At 64.4% G+C, this 17,221-nt stretch carries 16 protein-coding genes and 1 riboswitch; of the genes, 8 read left to right on the forward strand and 8 right to left on the reverse strand.

Going from position 1 to position 17,221, the window contains the following annotated elements:
* Positions 1-42: 42 nt before the first annotated feature.
* The 3 genes from CUJ90_RS15155 to CUJ90_RS15165 form a co-directional block, all read right to left on the reverse strand.
* Entirely contained in the window at positions 43-564 is a 522-nt protein-coding gene (locus tag CUJ90_RS15155) for a pyridoxamine 5'-phosphate oxidase family protein (protein WP_073429066.1), read from the reverse strand.
* 105 nt (positions 565-669) lie between these two features.
* Positions 670-1,497, reverse strand: coding sequence for a ferritin-like domain-containing protein (locus CUJ90_RS15160; RefSeq protein ID WP_073429149.1), 828 nt, complete (start codon positions 1,495-1,497; stop codon positions 670-672).
* Positions 1,498-1,843: 346 nt separating this feature from the next.
* Entirely contained in the window at positions 1,844-3,481 is a 1,638-nt protein-coding gene (locus CUJ90_RS15165) for a gamma-glutamyltransferase family protein (RefSeq protein ID WP_114163159.1), read from the reverse strand.
* 315 nt (positions 3,482-3,796) lie between these two features.
* On the opposite strand from CUJ90_RS15165, the gene CUJ90_RS15170 reads away from it, so the two are divergent.
* Positions 3,797-4,576 carry a DeoR/GlpR family DNA-binding transcription regulator gene (locus CUJ90_RS15170; RefSeq protein WP_083083208.1) on the forward strand — a complete coding sequence of 260 codons (780 nt, stop codon included), beginning with the start codon at positions 3,797-3,799 and terminating at the stop codon, positions 4,574-4,576.
* Positions 4,577-4,884: 308 nt separating this feature from the next.
* Positions 4,885-5,082, forward strand: coding sequence for a hypothetical protein (locus CUJ90_RS15175; RefSeq protein WP_073429069.1), 198 nt, complete (start codon positions 4,885-4,887; stop codon positions 5,080-5,082).
* A gap of 260 nt (positions 5,083-5,342) precedes the next feature.
* On the opposite strand, the gene CUJ90_RS15180 is transcribed toward CUJ90_RS15175, so the two are convergent.
* Complete coding sequence (locus CUJ90_RS15180; protein ID WP_176035727.1) at positions 5,343-5,717, reverse strand: hypothetical protein; 375 nt, start codon at positions 5,715-5,717, stop codon at positions 5,343-5,345.
* Positions 5,718-5,918: 201 nt separating this feature from the next.
* Between CUJ90_RS15180 and glpD the strand changes: the two genes are divergently transcribed.
* The 4 genes from glpD to CUJ90_RS15200 all read left to right on the forward strand — a co-directional run bounded on the left by glpD (position 5,919) and on the right by CUJ90_RS15200 (position 10,841).
* The gene (glpD, locus tag CUJ90_RS15185; RefSeq protein WP_083083204.1) at positions 5,919-7,457 is read left to right on the forward strand and encodes a glycerol-3-phosphate dehydrogenase; all 1,539 of its coding nucleotides are present in this window, start codon (positions 5,919-5,921) and stop codon (positions 7,455-7,457) included.
* Between the two features lie 182 nt (positions 7,458-7,639).
* Positions 7,640-9,139, forward strand: coding sequence for a glycerol kinase GlpK (gene glpK, locus CUJ90_RS15190; RefSeq protein ID WP_083083202.1), 1,500 nt, complete (start codon positions 7,640-7,642; stop codon positions 9,137-9,139).
* A gap of 110 nt (positions 9,140-9,249) precedes the next feature.
* On the forward strand, positions 9,250-9,963 hold the full coding sequence (locus tag CUJ90_RS15195) for an MIP/aquaporin family protein (protein ID WP_073429072.1): 714 nt from the start codon (positions 9,250-9,252) through the stop codon (positions 9,961-9,963).
* A gap of 191 nt (positions 9,964-10,154) precedes the next feature.
* Positions 10,155-10,841 (forward strand): HAD family hydrolase, encoded by a 687-nt coding sequence (locus CUJ90_RS15200; protein WP_114163579.1) that lies wholly within the window; start codon positions 10,155-10,157, stop codon positions 10,839-10,841.
* A 105-nt stretch (positions 10,842-10,946) separates the two neighbouring features.
* Here CUJ90_RS15200 and ribB read toward each other — a convergent pair whose 3' ends face one another.
* The 4 genes from ribB to CUJ90_RS15220 form a co-directional block, all read right to left on the reverse strand.
* Positions 10,947-11,663, reverse strand: coding sequence for a 3,4-dihydroxy-2-butanone-4-phosphate synthase (gene ribB / locus CUJ90_RS15205; protein WP_083083199.1), 717 nt, complete (start codon positions 11,661-11,663; stop codon positions 10,947-10,949).
* 147 nt (positions 11,664-11,810) lie between these two features.
* Positions 11,811-11,995: riboswitch (FMN riboswitch) on the reverse strand.
* A 127-nt stretch (positions 11,996-12,122) separates the two neighbouring features.
* Entirely contained in the window at positions 12,123-12,812 is a 690-nt protein-coding gene (locus CUJ90_RS15210; protein WP_073429074.1) for a helix-turn-helix domain-containing protein, read from the reverse strand.
* 185 nt (positions 12,813-12,997) lie between these two features.
* Complete coding sequence (locus CUJ90_RS15215) at positions 12,998-14,164, reverse strand: MFS transporter (protein ID WP_083083197.1); 1,167 nt, start codon at positions 14,162-14,164, stop codon at positions 12,998-13,000.
* A gap of 4 nt (positions 14,165-14,168) precedes the next feature.
* Complete coding sequence (locus CUJ90_RS15220; protein ID WP_083083195.1) at positions 14,169-14,588, reverse strand: VOC family protein; 420 nt, start codon at positions 14,586-14,588, stop codon at positions 14,169-14,171.
* Positions 14,589-14,708: 120 nt separating this feature from the next.
* Between CUJ90_RS15220 and CUJ90_RS15225 the strand changes: the two genes are divergently transcribed.
* Together CUJ90_RS15225 and miaB are read left to right on the forward strand one after the other, a co-directional pair.
* On the forward strand, positions 14,709-15,692 hold the full coding sequence (locus CUJ90_RS15225) for a LysR family transcriptional regulator (protein WP_083084185.1): 984 nt from the start codon (positions 14,709-14,711) through the stop codon (positions 15,690-15,692).
* A gap of 128 nt (positions 15,693-15,820) precedes the next feature.
* Positions 15,821-17,221, forward strand: coding sequence for a tRNA (N6-isopentenyl adenosine(37)-C2)-methylthiotransferase MiaB (gene miaB, locus CUJ90_RS15230; RefSeq protein ID WP_083083181.1), 1,401 nt, complete (start codon positions 15,821-15,823; stop codon positions 17,219-17,221).

Below are 17,221 nucleotides of genomic sequence, written 5' to 3' on the forward strand. Positions count from 1 at the left end.
CAAGGCTCGCCAGCCGTCGTCCTGATTTAGCGCAACAAGGGACTAACGGCTGGCCGCAGTTCGCTTCAGGTGCTCGATCTGCCGTTTCCATCGGTCGAGCACCGCCTCCTTCCCCTCTTCTTCCAGTTCGAACGTGATGCCGCTCGTCAGGCGCGCATAACGCACGCTTTGCGTCTCCGCCGAGTCGATCGAGCAGATCAGATAGACCAGTCCGCTGTCGTCGCCTTCAACGCAAGGCAGCGGCGCGACCCGCAACTGCACCTGATAAAACGCCTCATCGCAAACAAAGGTCAATGCGGCCCGGCCGTTGCGCTCGATCGCGCGCGTCGCCCTCGCTTGCGGCCACAACGCGATGCACAGCGTGCGCGAATCCGGCGCATACAGTTCGCCGACGCCGAGCAGCGACGTACGCACATGACCATTCGTATCGACGCTCAGCAGCGAGGCGGTGAACCCCGTCTTGCTCGCCAGCGACGAACCGTCGAACAGCGCGCGCACGGCATCGGGCCATTCGTCGAACACGTTCTGTTCGAGCGGACGGGGGGGTGCGGGAGAGTCGCTCATCGTGTCGATCCGTCGAGTAAGTCGGTCAGGCTCAAAAATGCCTCGAAGAGCGAATGGCCCGCACGAGCGGGCCATTGGTGTTCATGCGGCAAGCCAACTGAAAACTCAGCGGAAGAACACGTGCTGCGTGATCTTGGCGAGCGGATAATGCACGCCCGGCTGAATCCTCGCGGGCAGGTCGAGCGGCTTGAGCAGCATCTTCACGCACATATCGGCCGACAGATTGCGCCGCACCAGCGCATTGATGCGCGCCGCGCGCTCGCGGTTGTAGAGCGAATCGTGCACGCGCTCCGGATAGCGAATTGCGAACACGTGGCGCAGCGCGATCTCCGAGTCTTCGTTCTTGATCTCCATTACCCGGCGCATCAACGCGCCGAGCACGGCGAGACGGCCGTTGCCTTCGATCTTGTTGTACTTCTTGAAGTATTTGAAAAAGTGCTTGTAGTGACGGACTTCGTCGATGCGGATGTTGTCGGTGATCTGCTTGAGCACGGGTTCGTCCGAGCATTCGCCGATCGCGCGATACAGCGTTGCCGTGCCTGTTTCGACCACGCAGCGCGCGACCATTTCGAGCGCACGCGTCTTTTCGAAATCTTCCACCGAACACGTGAGCGAATACTCGTCCATGAAATTGCGGAACGCGGTGTCCCAATCGAACTCCGGCCAGACGTAAGCGATATACGTCTTGAGCGCCCGGCCGTGCTGCATTTCCTCCGGCTCCCACTCGTTGTTGAGCCAGGCGGAGACCTCGGGATCGCCGTCGAAGAACGTGCTCAGATTACTCGTGTAAAGATCGGTGCCGCTTTCGATAAACGAAGCGGCGCACAGCAGCAACAGCAAATCTTCGTTGGCGACAGCCTTCTGGCGATCTATGCGGGTGAGGTCGATATCCTCGATCCGCCAGGGCATGGCGTGGTTCGGCTCTGTGTGCATCGTGTCTTGCTCCGAAAGCTGTATCGACTCGTGGAGCATGCTCGCAACCGCCCGCTCTCGCCAGGTGGTCCGCCGTGTCTGATACAGCGTCGTGAATTAGAGTTAACCCCTTGTATCTTGCATCTTAGCCGGTGTTTCGCAACTCTGCAGATAACCCAGCACAGACCATGCCGGAACGTCGCAGTTCAATCCCAGGGTAGTCGATTACACCGTCGAACGGGAGCGCCGTGCGTGAGGCGTAAAAAAGCCAGCTCGGCGAGCTGGCTTGAGTCTGCATGAAAAGCCCTGCGGATAGCGCATGCGAAGCGCCCCTTTGAACGGCGCCGCGCTTCGCGAATGGAACCGCTCAGAACCCGGCGGCCAGGCCGTCGCGACGGCTGTCGCTCGCCGCCACATAGCCGCGCTCGGGATCGTTGCGATCGAGCTTCCAGATGTACTGGCCGGAGCCAAAGTCCATGTACGGATCGTCGACCGACTTGATCGTGTGGCCGAGCTTCTGCAAGGCTGCGGCGGTGTTCGAATCGAGCGTCGCTTCGACGTCGAGCGTGAAGTCGCGGTTGACCTTCCAGCGCGGCGCATCGCAAGCGGCCTGCGGCTGCTGACCGTAGTCGAGCATCCTGACGATCGATTGCAGATGACCTTGCGGCTGCATGTCGCCGCCCATTACGCCGAAGCTCATCACCGCTTCCTGCTTGCCGTCCACCTGCTGCGTGAGGAACGACGGAATGATCGTGTGGAACGGCCGCTTGCCGCCTTCCACGACGTTCGGCGACCTCGGGTCCATCGAGAAACCGCAGCCGCGATTCTGCATGGAGATGCCGGTGTCCGGCACCACGATGCCCGAACCGAAACCCATGTAGTTCGACTGGATGAAGCTGACCATCATGCCGCGCTCGTCGGCCACCGACATATAGATCGTGCCGCCCGCTTTCGGCATGCCGAAGTCGAACGGCGTCGCGCGCTTGTGGTCGATCAGCTTCGCGCGCGAAGTGAGGTAGGCGTCGTCGAGCATCTGCTCGGGCGTGACTTCCATCGAACGCGGATCGGCCACGTAGCGATAGACGTCGGCGAACGCGAGCTTCATCGCTTCGATCTGCAAATGCTGCGATTCGACGTTGTCGACGGCGAGCGCCTTCACATCGAATTTTTCGAGGATGCCCAGCGCGATCAGCGCCGCGATGCCCTGCCCGTTCGGCGGAATCTCATGCACGGTGTAGCCGCGATATGCCTTGCCGATCGGCTCGACCCAATCCGCGCGATAGTTGCGCAGGTCGTCGATGGTCAGCGCGCCGCCGCCCTCGCGCGAAAATGCGGCGATCCGCTCGGCGATCTCGCCTTCGTAGTAAGCGCGCGGACCTTGCTCGGCGAGCTTGCGCAGCGTCTTCGCGTGGCCCGGAAAGCGCACCAGCTCGCTCACTTCGGGCGCGCGGCCACGCGGCATGAAGGTTTGCGCGAAGCCCGGCTGGTCTTTCAGGTCGGGCACGGCCGCCGCCCACTTATGGGCGACGATGCTCGCCACCGCGTGACCGCGCTCGGCGATTTCGATCGCCGGCTCCATCAGATCGGCGAACGGCAGCGAGCCGAATTTTTGATGCAGCGCTTCCCAGCCCGCGATCACGCCGGGCACCGTCACGGCATCCCAGCCGCGCACGGGCTGCTTCGCGAGGCCGTTTTGCTCGCCGTACTTGCGCTTGAAATAGTCGACGTTCCACGCCGAGGGCGACACGCCCGACGCGTTCAAGCCGTGCAGCTTCTTGCCGTCCCACACCAACGCGAACGCGTCGCCGCCCAAGCCGCACGACACCGGCTCGACCACCGTGATGGCGGCCGCCGCCGCGATCGCCGCGTCGACGGCATTGCCGCCTTTCCACAGCATGCGCAGCCCCGCCTGCGCGGCAAGCGGATGCGACGTCGACACGATGTTGCGCGCGAATACGGGCAAACGCGGCGTTGCATAAGGGTTTTGCCAGTTGAAGCCAGTCATGGTCGAACACTCTCGAAAGCGCGGCCCGGCGCATGAACATCGCCGCAACCACAGGAACGGGTAAAAAAAAGCGGAACCCCGGATTGCAGCGCGATCCGGCACAAAAAACAAATTCATTTGCGAAATGAATCAATGCATGGCGAGGCTGAATGCCGTCACGCATCGTCGCCGATCGCACGCATCTTGCGCGAGATGACGGACACGGCTCGCGATGGTCTTACAATACGCTCACCCCGTTCACGCATCGCTCGTTTCCGGCCCGGCTGAGCCCGCCGCCGGCGGGCAGCGCCGATAAAAACCCACGACCCGAGACACATGACCCGAGACCCCCGCCTGACTCTCAATGCCCGGCAACAGGAACTGCTGGAGTGGGTGCAACGCGACGGCTTCGTGACCGTGGACGACCTCGCGGCTCACTTCGACGTGACGCCGCAGACCATTCGCCGCGACGTCAACTGGCTCGCCGACATGAACCTGCTGCGCCGCTATCACGGTGGCGCCAGTTTGCCGACCAGTTCCGAGAACGTGTCCTACACGGCGCGTCAACGGATGTTCCATGACGAGAAACGGCGCATCGCGGCGCTGGTCGCCACGCACATTCCCGACCAGGCCTCGCTGTTCATCAACCTCGGCACCACCACCGAGGAAGTCGCCCGCGCGCTCAACCGGCATCGCGGCCTGCGCGTGATCACCAACAATCTGAATGTCGCCAGCATGATGAGCGGCTATCCGGATTGCGAAGTGCTGGTGACGGGCGGCATCGTGCGGCCGTGGGACAAAGGGATCGTCGGCGAACTGGCGATCGATTTCATCCGCCAGTTCAAGGTGGACTTCGCGATCATCGGCACGTCGAGCATCGAAACGGACGGCACGCTGCGCGATTTCGACACCCGCGAAGTGCGCGTGGCCGAGGCGATCATCCAGCATGCGCGCACCGTCTTTCTCGCCGCCGACAACTCGAAGTTCGGCCGGCCCGCGCTAGTTCGCCAAGGTCATCTCGACCAGATCGACGCCCTTTTCACCGACGCCGCGCCGCCCGCCGAAATGATGGAAACGCTCACCGCCGCCAATTGCCAGGTGTACGTCGCCGGGTAAGGCCAGGCGTTCTCCGCCATGTTGCAGCGCACGCGAAACTTCGAGTGAATTCAAGGATTTGCCCGCTGCCTTGAACCGCCTCGACGGCGCTGGATTGTCAAAGGGAAAATTTACTGGGACTCCTTTGGTGTTTAACGTGCGGTTGACTACACTCCAGTTCCCCGACGTTCGTTTCGCATTCCGCGTAGCGCCGGTTGCGTGAACCCGTCGCGTAAGCCGTACTTCCCGCCTGATCCTGTAGCGGACCTCACTGGCCTCTGGCCAGTTGCCGGCAAGGCCGTCCGCGTTTGCTTGACATGGAGAGAACGATGCTGAGTCCGCATGAATTCGCCACGCTGTTGCTCGTCAAGGACGCTCCCAATCAGGTCGACATGGAGCGGGAAGAACTCGATGCACTACTGGAACGCCAGTTGGTGCAACTCGAACGGCTCGCATCGGGCAATGAACAATGGCGCGTCACTGAAAGCGGCGATAGCGCACTGAGGGCCATCAAACGTTTTTCCTAGCTACGTTCTGGGTTATGGCTGCAGCCACCGGAGTCGCCAGCCGACATCCGGAGGCGTGAGCATGGGTTGCGCCACAGACGTGACGCGCCCGCGTCGCCTTGACGATGCACCTATTTGCTTCGAGTAATCCGGCCGCCGCCGTGGGGCGCGGCCGCTTCGTTGCGTCCCGAGCCAGGCGCGCGCCGTCACGCCGCAATGCCGCGTGGATTTTATCGAGCTTTGTCGGGCGAAAGCCCCGCGGCCCCGGCCGAAGCCGAGCCTCAACCGCTGCGCAAGGTCGGATCGACCGCGGCGCGCCAGCTCAACGCCCTGGCCCGCTGATCGGTGAAGAACGCGACCCACTGGTTGCGCACCTGCGGATCCGCGCTCATGCCTTGACTTGCATAGCGCTGCGCGATCGTGGCCTGAAACGCGCAGTACTGGTCTTTCGACAGCTTGCCGCGCCGGTTCGCCACATAAGCATCGAATAACGTCGCATACACGCCTTGGGCGTCGTTGCCGTAATCGACCGGCTCGGCGCTGCACATCTGCTGCAACGACGCGAACGACGGCGCGCCCATCGTCCCGTTCAGGCTTGGCGTGCCGACGCACCCCGTGAGAAGCGCAGCGGCGCCGATCATCAAAAGTCCACGCATGAATTCCCCTCGAAATGGCTACTGCGCAGAGTATCGTCCGTGGCCGCGCGTTGCGCCACCACTCGACCCGCGAGACAAAGAGGTGAGCCCGGCAAACCGAACTTTACTTTTTCGAATATGTTCATTAAAGTTCGAAAACGAACACCAGCGGTTCGATAGATTTTCCATACGACTTCCGACAACACCTAGGGGACACAGCAGGTGACGCAAGGCTCGAGATACGATTTGCTCGTCGTGGGCGGCGGGATCAACGGCGCGGGAATTGCTCGCGACGCGGCAGGCCGCGGCCTGTCGGTGCTGCTGTGCGAACAGGACGACCTCGCGGCGCACACGTCGTCGGCGAGCACCAAACTGATTCACGGCGGCCTGCGCTATCTCGAGTACCGCGAGTTCGGTCTCGTGCGCAAGGCGCTGCAGGAGCGCGAAACGCTGCTGCGCGCAGCGCCGCACATCATGTGGCCGTTGCGCTTCGTGATGCCGCACATGCCCGATCTGCGGCCGGCCTGGCTGATTCGCGCCGGCCTGTTTCTCTACGATCACCTCGCCAGGCGCGAACTGCTGCCCGGTTCGCGCGGCATCGTGATGCGCAATCATCCGGCGGGCGCACCGCTCGTCGATTCGATCAAGCGCGGCTTCGTGTATTCGGACGGCTGGGTCAACGACGCGCGGCTCGTCGTCCTGAACGCGCTGGATGCCCAGGAGCGCGGCGCGAAAATCCTCACGCGCACGAAGCTCGTCAGCGCGGTGCGCGCGGGCGGCGAATGGCGCGCGCAACTCAAGCGCGGGGACGGCACGCTGCTCGACGTTCGCGCAGCCTCGATCGCCAACGCCGCGGGCCCGTGGGTCGGCGAACTGCTGCAAGGCGCGCTCGGCCGCAAGGCGTCGCATAGCGTGCGCCTCGTGAAAGGCAGCCATATCGTCACGCGGCGCCTGTTCGAACACGATCACGCGTACATCTTCCAGAATCCCGACAAGCGGATCATCTTCGCGATTCCGTACGAGCACGATTACACGCTGATCGGCACGACGGATATCGAATATCGCGGCGACCCCTCGCAGGTGGCGATCAACGCGGAGGAAATCCAGTACCTGTGCGATTCGATCAACCGCTACTTCAAGGACAAGATCTCGCCGGCCGACGTGCGCTGGACCTATTCGGGCGTGCGGCCGCTGCTCGAGGAAGAAGGCGCGGACAATCCGTCGGCGGTCACGCGCGATTACTCGCTCGAACTCGACGCGCCCGCGGACGAAGCGCCGCTGCTCTCGGTGTTCGGCGGCAAGATCACCACCTTTCGCAAGCTCGCTGAAGAAGCCGTCGACAAACTCGCGCAAGCGTTGGGCGGCAACGCGAACGCCGCACCCTCGTGGACGGCCGGCGCGCCCTTGCCCGGCGGCGACATCGCGCACGCGAACTTCGAGCGCTTCGTCACCGAATTCAAGCAGCAGCATGCGTGGCTGCCGGCCGACCTGGCTTACCGCCTCGCCCGCGCATACGGCACGCGCGTTGAGCGCGTGATCGGCAACGCGCGCTCGGTGGCCGATCTCGGCCGCGCATTCGCGCCGGGTCTGTACGAGGCCGAGCTGGTTTATCTGCGCGACACCGAATGGGCGCGCAGCGCTCAGGACGTGCTGTGGCGCCGGTCGAAACTCGGGCTGCATGTCGAGCCGGGCACGCTCGATTCGATCACGCACGACATCGACGTGTGGTTCGCACGCGAACCGGTGCGACAGAGCGCATAGTTAGACTCTCGACGCAGCCGTCGCAACGCACCGCGCTCGCGGCTCACGTGAACCCGACCGATTCACCCCTCGGCTAGACGAAGCCGGCACGCACGAAACCATTGCGGCCCGCTCAAAACAACAAGCCGTTCCCGTCGCCGGTCCGCAGTCCGGCGATCCATAAAACGCATGGAGAAGAGACAATGCAGGATCAGTACATCCTCGCGCTCGACCAAGGCACCACTAGTTCGCGTGCGATGCTATTCGACCGGCTCGGCAATATCGTGTCGACCGCTCAGAAGGAATTCCAGCAAATCTACCCGCATCCGGGCTGGGTCGAGCACGATGCGCAGGAAATCTGGTCGACGCAAGCCGGCGTCGCCGCCGAAGCCGTGACGCGCGCCGGCATGAACGGCACCTCGATCGCCGCGATCGGCATCACCAATCAACGCGAAACCACGGTCGTGTGGGACCGCGAAACCGGCCATCCCGTCTATAACGCGATCGTCTGGCAAGACCGCCGCACCGCCGACTTCTGCGACCAGCTCAAGGAGCGAGGTCTGGAGGAAAAGGTCCGCGCGAAAACCGGCCTGCCGATCGACTCGTACTTCTCGGCCACCAAGATTCGCTGGATTCTCGACAACGTCGAAGGCGCGCGCGAAAAGGCGAGGCAAGGCCGCCTCGCATTCGGCACGGTCGATAGCTGGCTGGTGTGGAATTTCACCAAGGGCGGCCTGCATGTCACCGACGTGACCAACGCATCGCGCACGATGCTCTTCAACATCCATACGCTGAAGTGGGACGACGAACTGCTCGACGCGCTCGACATTCCGCGCAGCATGTTGCCGGAAGTGCGGGCATCGTCGGAAGTCTATGGGCCGACCAGGACCACCGTGTTCGCCTCCAAGATTCCGCTCGCGGGCATCGCCGGCGATCAGCACGCCGCGCTGTTCGGGCAGATGTGCACGCAGTCGGGCATGGTGAAGAACACCTACGGCACGGGCTGCTTCCTCGTGATGAACACCGGCGACAAGCCGATCGAGTCGAAGAACAATCTCGTCACCACGATCGCCTGGCAAATCGGCGACCAGATCAACTACGCGCTCGAAGGCAGCATCTTCATTGCCGGCGCGGTGGTGCAATGGTTGCGCGACGGCCTCGGCATCATCAAGAGCGCGGCGGAAATCGAAACGCTGGCGCGCAGCGTGCCGCATTGCGACGGCGTGTACCTGGTGCCGGCCTTCGCCGGGCTCGGCGCGCCGCATTGGAATGCACGCGCGCGCGGCACGCTGTTCGGCGTGACGCGCGGCACGACCTCCGCGCATATCGCACGCGCCGCGCTCGACTCGATCGCCTATCAATCGCTCGACGTGCTGAAGGCCATGGAAGCCGACTCCGGCATTCGCATCGGCGAATTGCGCGTGGACGGCGGCGCCTGCGCGAATAATCTGCTGATGCAATTCCAGGCCGACATTCTCGGCGTCGACGCGGTACGCCCGAAGGTTGCCGAAACGACCGCGCTCGGCGCGGCCTACCTGGCCGGCCTCGCGGTCGGCTACTGGAAGGACGTGGACGAACTCCAGAACCAGTGGAAGCTGGAGCGCCGCTTCACACCCGCGCTGCCGCACGCCGACGTCAAGCAATGCCTCGACGGCTGGCAACGCGCGATCCGCGCCGCCAAGGCCTGGGCCGACGCGTCCTGAGCGTCCTGACCATCCCACGCGGCCCCAAACCCGCTCGACTCCAAGCTCTCGATGCAACGAAGCCGCTTATCCGGCGGCTTCCTGACAACCCTGTTTCGGATCAACCTTCGATGTCTCCTTACATTGCGGAATTCATCGGCACGGCGCTGGTGGTGCTGCTCGGCGACGGCGCCGTCGCCAATGTGCTGCTCGCGCGCACCAAAGGCAAAGGCGCGGACCTGATCGTCATCGTGATGGGCTGGGCGATGGCCGTGTTCATCGCCGTCTACGTCACCGCGTCGTTTAGCGGGGCGCACCTGAATCCTGTCGTGACGGTGAGTCTCGCACTGGCCGGCAAGTTCGCCTGGGCCAAGGTGCCCGGCTACATCGCGGCGCAGATGCTCGGCGGCATGGCGGGCGCGCTGCTCGTGTGGGTCGCGTATCGCCAGCATTTCGCGAAAGAAGGCGATGCCGATGTGAAGCTCGGCGTGTTCTGCACGTCGCCGGCGATTCGCAGCGTGCCGCACAACCTGTTGACTGAAATGATCGCGACCTTCGTGCTGATTCTCGGCGTGCTGTATCTGGCTGCGCCCGAAGTGGGTCTCGGCGCGCTCGACGCGTTGCCGGTCGGCCTGCTGGTGCTCGGCATCGGCATCTCGCTCGGCGGCCCGACCGGCTATGCAATGAGCCCGGCGCGCGACTTGTCGCCGCGTCTGATGCACACGCTGCTGCCGATTCCCGGCAAGCGCGACAGCGACTGGCGTTATGCGTGGATTCCGGTGTTCGGTCCGCTGGTGGGCGGCGCGGTGGCAGCGGGGCTGTATTTGTACCTGCACACGCACTGACCTTGCGGCCAGGCAATGCGGTTAAGAAGCGGTAGTTAAAGAGCGGGCACGAAGCCGCGCTCAAGAAGCGCGCGAACGCAAAGCAGCGGCGTCGCGCAGCCCGCGCCAAAGCACGTATCATGGCGCTTTTCAATCCGCGCCCGAGCTTGCTTCCGCCTGGCTCACGCGCTTCCCGCTTTCCGTTTCAAGGCATGATCGACCACCTCATCTGTGACTGCGACGGCGTGCTCGTCGACAGCGAAATCATCGCCGACCGCGTAATGGCCGAAACGCTGACCGCCGCCTTCCCCGGTCTCGACTTCGAAGCGGTCGTCAAGACGGCCTTTGGCCAGCAAACCTCGCGCTTTCTCGAAGGCATCGAGAAGTCGTTCGATATCGTGCTGCCCGCGGACTTTCTCGCGACCGTCGAACATCAGGTCGAACTCGCGCTCGCGGCATCGCTCAGCCCGATCAACGGCGTGCACGACGCATTGCAACGCGTCACGCTGCCGGCCGCGGTCGTGTCGAATAGCCGGATGGCGCGCGTGCATGCCTCGGTGCGGCGCGCGGGCTTGCAGCAGATTTTCGGCGAGCGAATCTTCAGCGCCGAACAGGTGGCGCGGCCCAAGCCTTATCCCGATGTCTATCGCTTCGCCGCGCAGACGCTGGGCGTGGATCCGTCACGATGCATCGTCGTGGAAGACAGCGTGGCCGGTTTGAACGCGGCGCGCGCGGCGGGCATGAAGACGATCGCGTTCGTCGGCGCGAGCCATATTCCCGACGGGTACGCGGACGCGCTGCGCAACATGGGCATGACGCGCATCATGAAGCACATGGATCAACTGCCCGCGCTGATCGAGGCGGGCGTGCGCGGCGAGTTCAGAGACGTGCAGTCGTAGCCGTTTCGCTTCGCGGCACGAGCCACAAAAAAGGCCGACTGCGCAACAGTCGGCCTTGTCGTTTGAGCGGCGTGCCGGATCATCCGGCGCCGCACATGCCACGCTTCAGGCTTCGGCCACGCATTCCCGCGCCGCCGCCAGCGCCTCGCGAAACGCCACCAGTTCGGCGATCGTCAGCATCGGCAGATCGTGTTGCCGTGCGAAGCGCTCGACGTCCGCGCCGCGCGTCATCGTGCCGTCCGCGTTCATCAGTTCGCACAGCACGCCGGCCGGCTTCAGACCCGCGAGAATCGCCAGGTCGACCGTCCCCTCGGTGTGACCGCGACGCGCGAGCACGCCGCCGGGCATCGCCCGCAACGGGAACACGTGGCCCGGCCGCACGATGTCGGCGGGCTTCGCCGTATCGGCGATCGCGGCGCGAATCGTCGTCACGCGATCGAGCGCGGATACGCCGGTGGTCACGCCGTCGCGCGCCTCGATCGACACGGTGAACGCGGTGCCGTGACGGCTTTCGTTGTTGACGGCCATCGGCGGCAGTTCGAGCGCGCGGATCTTCTCGTCGGGCAGGCATAGGCAGACGATGCCGCTGCATTCGCGGATCAGCAGCGCCATGGTTTCGACGGAAAGACGCTCGGCGGACACGATCAGATCGGCTTCGTTCTCGCGGTCGTGGTCGTCCTGCAGGACGACGGCGCGGCCATCGCGCATGGCTTGCAAGGCGGCGGCGATGCGCGGCGGAACGGCTTCGGTGGCGAGCAGCGGGAGATCGAGGAATGCATCGGGTGCAATCGTCGACGGTGCGGGAAAAGCAGCAAAAGACATGGTTGAAACGCTCATCGCAAAAGTTGGGCGAGAAACGTTTCAGGGCATTGCAAACAGACAAGGACGCGCCGTTGAACGCCGCCCGAAGCGCCGTTCACGCACCGCTCGAATGACTCGCGGCGCCACGGAAAACGTAGATGACTATCTGCACATCTTCTTCCATCCGGACTCTGACCGTCGGCTCTGGCTTCGCACCAGATCTGCTGACCCCGCTACGGCTTTCGATACGCTGAGAACCTGAACGACGCGGGCGCTCGCGGGCTCGCCGGCTCACGCTTTCGCGCTGCCGGCATACCGCCGGTGGGGAATTTCGCCCCGCCCTGAAGACGCACTGATTGCCGGATCGACCGGCTGGCAAAGCATACAGCAGTCGCGCGCGGCTCGCAGCGCAACCCTACTGGACAGACGGGCATCGCCAGGGCAGCGCCGCGGCGCCCGCGTCCGGCCTACAGCGTTCCATCAAACCGGCGCGGCCTCGCGCGTCGTCTCGTGCGGCGCGGGCACGTCCCAACGCGGCGGCGTCTCCGCCTTCAGCGTGACGCGAAACGCGCGCGCTTCCGTGTCGCCGGGATTGCGCAGGCTATGCGGCTGATCGGCGTCGAACACGATCGCGTCACCCGTGGCGAGCAACTGGCGTTGATCGTGCACGCTGACTTCCAGCGTGCCTTCGCTCACCACCAGATTCACCGTCGTGCCCGGCGCGCGGCGCGTGCCGGCTTCGGTGTGCAACGGCGCGATGCGCAACTCGTGAAACTCGGCGGCGGTCGGTTCGGCGTCGGGATAGAGCGGCCGCGCCGAATAGCGCCCGTTCGAGCTGACCACGCGCGACGAGCGCTCCGCCGGCAGATGCTCGAAGCCGTTCGTCGCATGCCGCCGCAAGAACGCCGCCACCGACACCTTCAGCGCCGCCGCCACCTTGCACAGCACCTTGATGGACGGCACGCTGCGCGCCGATTCGATCTGCGCGAGCATCGCGCGCGACACGCCGGAAGCGCGAGCCAATGCGTCGAGCGAGAGTTGCCGCTCGGCGCGCAAACGCGCGAGATTCACGCCGACCAGATGCTCCAGTGCATCGAAGGGTTCGGATGCACGCGGCGACGTGCCGGGGTCGGCGGCGGGATCGCGAACCAGCGCAAGCGGGGAATGCATGATTGCCTCCTGTAGCGCCGCCGGACGGCGGGCAAGCGGTTAGTGGAAGCAAGATAGCATCGGGTCCGGCCGCGCCCAACGAAGTTATCTTCACACTGTTATCAGCATTGCGGAGGACGCTTCCCGCAAAGCTTGTGCGAATTTTTTATATGAGCCGAGCGCCCGGCTGAGCGGCGCACGCGCGGTCATGCGCGCTGCGTCACCACCGCCTCCGGCGAATCCATACGCGCGGCGACCCACGTCAGCAGCAACGCGGCCACGCTCACCGCCGCCGCGACCCACGGCAACGTATCGAGCGAATGGCCGTGATCGATCACGACACCGCCGAGCCACGCGCCGCCCGCATTGCCCACATTGAACGCGCCGATGTTCAGCGTAGAGGCCAGATTCGGCGCCGCAGCCGCCTTCTCGACCACGCGCATCTGCAGCGGCGGCACCGTCGCGAATGCCGCGATGCCCCACACGAAGATCGTGATCGCTGCGGCCACCTGCGAATGGCTGGTGCGCGCAAAGATCGCCATCACCACCGCGAGCGCGACCAGGATGCCCATCAGCGAAGGCATCAGCGCGCGGTCGGCGAGCTTGCCGCCCACCGTATTGCCGATCGTGAGGCCCACGCCGAACAGCACCAGAATCAGCGTGACGCCGCGCGGCGAGAAGCCGCTCACCTGTTCGAGAATCGGCGCGATATAGGTGAACACGACGAACACGCCGCCGAAGCCGAGCACCGTCATCGCGAGCGCGGTCCAGACTTGCGGGTCTTTCAGCACGCGCACTTCATGACCGAGACCGAGCGGCCCGGCATCGTGACGATTCGGCACCAGCGCCGTCACGCCCGCCAGCGACAGCACGCCCAATGCGCTGACGATCCAGAACGCCGCGCGCCAGCCGAATTGCTGGCCGATGAACGTGCCGAACGGTACGCCCAGCACATTCGCCAGCGTCAGGCCGGTGAACATCAGCGCAATCGCGCTCGCGCGCTTCTCGGCGGGCACGAGCGAAGCCGCGACCACCGCGCCGATGCCGAAGAACGAGCCGTGCGCGAACGACGTCACCACGCGCGCGATCATCAGCACCGAATAGCTGGACGCGATTGCGCACAGCGTGTTGCCGACGATGAACACGCCCATCAGCAACTGCAACGCCAGCTTGCGCGGCATCTTGCTGGTGAGCACCGCGAGCAGCGGCGCGCCGACCGCGACGCCCAGCGCATAGCCGCTCACGAGCAAGCCGGCCGATGGAATCGACACGGCCAGGTCGTGCGCGACCTCGGGCAACAGACCCATGATCACGAATTCGGTCGTACCGATCGCGAATGCGCTGATGGCCAGCGCGAGCAATGGAATGGGCATGCTTCTACTCCAGGTTCTCAAGTTGAGCGTGATCGCCGTGGCGCAGCGCGGTCACGAATTCGATGACGACGCCCGGCGCGAGCGCGACGAACAGTTGCAGTTCGGCGGGTTGCGCGCGCATCCGAGGCACTTGCGCGAGCCGATAGTCCACGCCGGCCGCATGCAAACGGTCGAGCAGCGACTGCCATTCGGCGGCGCCCTCCAGCCGGAATGCGATGTGATCGATGCGCGGCGTCGATCGTCCCGCTTGCCCGGGCGCCGTCGCCTCGATCAGATGGATGACCGGGCGACCGTTCGCGTACAGCCAATGGCCATCGATCGAAAACGGCGGACGCGCGCCGTCCGCCAGCCCGACGATGTCGACGAAAAAACGTCGGACGGCGTCGGGTTCGGCGGTGACGATCGTCGCGTGATCGAGTTGCATGGCGTGAGCGGCTGGCCGCACCAGGGTTTTCGAGGACTGGATTGTCGCCGCGACGCGTGGTTTTGATAATTGGCGTAGCATTTGAAGCATTATCAAATCCAAATTGAAAGTCTGACGACGATGGATAACCTCGGTGACATCCGCCTCTTCGTGGAAGCCGCGCAGCAGGGCAGCCTGTCGGCGGCGGGCCGCAAGCTGGGTTTGACGCCCGCCGCGGCGAGCGCACGCCTCGCCAAGCTGGAAGCCGGCCTGAAAACCCGACTCTTCGAGCGCACCACCCGGCAACTCAGGCTCACCGACGAAGGCCGCCTGTACCTGAACTGCTGCCGCCAGGCGCTGCAATCGCTCGACGACGCCGAAGCCGCGCTGCAAGCGGGCCAGGGCGTGGTGCGCGGCAAGGTGCGCATCTCCGCGACGTCCGACTTCGGCCGCAATCTGCTGATGCATTGGCTGGACGAGTTCAACGCGCTCTACCCGGAAGTGACCTTCGCGCTCACGCTGTCGGACTCGCTGTCGAATCTGGTGCAGGAGGACATCGACCTGGCGATCCGCTTCGGCGTGCCGCAGGACAGTTCGCTCGTCGCGCGCAAGCTGGCGCCGAACCGGCGCGTGCTGTGCGCATCGCCCGACTACATCGCGCGCAAGGGCGAACCCAGGGATCCGCACGACCTCGCGAATTTCGACTGCATCGTGCTCGGCACCGCGTCCGGCCCGGTCAACGAATGGCGCTTCACCCGCGGCGATGAAGTACAGAGCTACACGGTGCCGCTCGAAACGGCCCGCGAGACGAACGACGGCGCGGTCGCCCGCGAATGGGCGCTGCGCGGCTACGGCATCGCGATCAAGTCGATGTGGGACGTGGAAGCGGATCTGCGCACCGACGGCCTCAAAACCCTGCTGCCGGAGTGGCGCTATCCCGATGCGCCGCTGCACGCGCTCTACCATCGCAACCGCTTCATGGCGCCGCGCGTGCGCGCGCTGCTGGATTTCTTGAGCGAGCGCTTCGCGCAGGTGTCGGACGAACTGGAAGGCTTGCTGGGCCTGCCGCCGGAGCGGCCGCGCGCGAACGGAGCGGCCGAAACCCCATCCGATGAAGGGCTATAATATTGAGCTACGCGGCAAACCTGCATTGAAAAGGCGACAGCGCCGCTCCGCGGCCCGCCCGCATGTTTCGCCCCTCTTCACCTTTTAATTGACGCCCCCAGGTTAACCACTGCGACCGGCGAAATTCGATGACCAAGAAAGTTTATGTAAAGACCTTTGGCTGCCAGATGAACGAGTACGACTCCGACAAGATGGTCGACGTACTCGGCGCGGCTGAAGGGCTCGTCAAGACCGACACGCCGGAAGACGCGGACGTCATTCTGTTCAACACCTGCTCGGTGCGCGAAAAAGCCCAGGAAAAAGTGTTCTCCGACCTGGGCCGCGTGCGCGAACTGAAAGAAGCGAATCCCAACCTGATCATCGGCGTGGGCGGCTGCGTGGCGAGCCAGGAAGGCGCGTCGATCGTGTCGCGCGCGCCGTATGTCGATCTGGTGTTCGGTCCGCAAACGCTGCACCGTCTGCCGCAAATGATCGACAAGCGCCGCGAAACCGGCCGCGCGCAAGTCGACATCTCGTTCCCCGAAATCGAAAAGTTCGACCATCTGCCGCCCGCGCGCGTGGAAGGTCCGAGCGCATTCGTGTCGATCATGGAAGGCTGCAGCAAGTATTGCAGCTACTGCGTCGTGCCGTACACGCGCGGCGAGGAAGTGTCGCGCCCGCTCGACGACGTGCTGACCGAGATCGCCGGTCTCGCCGATCAGGGCGTGCGCGAAGTCACGCTGCTCGGCCAGAACGTGAACGCTTATCGCGGCGCGCTCACGTTGGGCGCCGCCGAAATCGCCGACTTCGCGACGCTGATCGAATACGTCGCGGAGATTCCGGGCATCGAACGGATTCGCTACACCACGTCGCATCCGAAGGAATTCACGCAGCGCCTGATCGACGCCTACGCAAAGGTGCCGAAGCTCGTCAGCCACCTGCATCTGCCGGTGCAGCACGGCTCCGACCGCATTCTGATGGCGATGAAGCGCGGCTACACGGTGCTCGAATACAAGTCGGTGATCCGCAAGCTGCGCGCGATCCGCCCCGACCTGTCGCTGTCCACGGACATGATCGTCGGCTTTCCCGGCGAGACGGAAGAAGACTTCGACAAGATGATGGCGCTGGTGCACGAGATGAAGTACGACACCAGTTTCTCGTTCATCTACAGCCCGCGTCCGGGCACGCCCGCCGCGAATCTGCACGACGACACGCCACGCGAGGTGAAGCTCAAGCGCCTGCAATATTTGCAGGCTACGATCGAACAGAACGTGCAGCGCATCAGCGATTCGATGGTCGGCAAGATCGAGCGCATTCTGGTCGAGCGCCCGGCGCGCAAGGACCCGAACGAACTCGCGGGCCGCACGGAGAACAACCGTGTGGTGAACTTCCCCGCGCCGCTGGCTTCGCACGCGCGGCTGATCGGCCAGATGGTCGACGTGAAGATCGTCCACGCGTACCCGCATTCGCTGCGCGGCGAACTCGTGCTGGTGCACGACGACGCACGCCCCGAAGCAAGCGCCCTTGCGGCAGCGGCCACCACTCACTGA

Source organism: Paraburkholderia terricola, from assembly GCF_003330825.1.
Taxonomy (GTDB): domain Bacteria; phylum Pseudomonadota; class Gammaproteobacteria; order Burkholderiales; family Burkholderiaceae; genus Paraburkholderia; species Paraburkholderia terricola.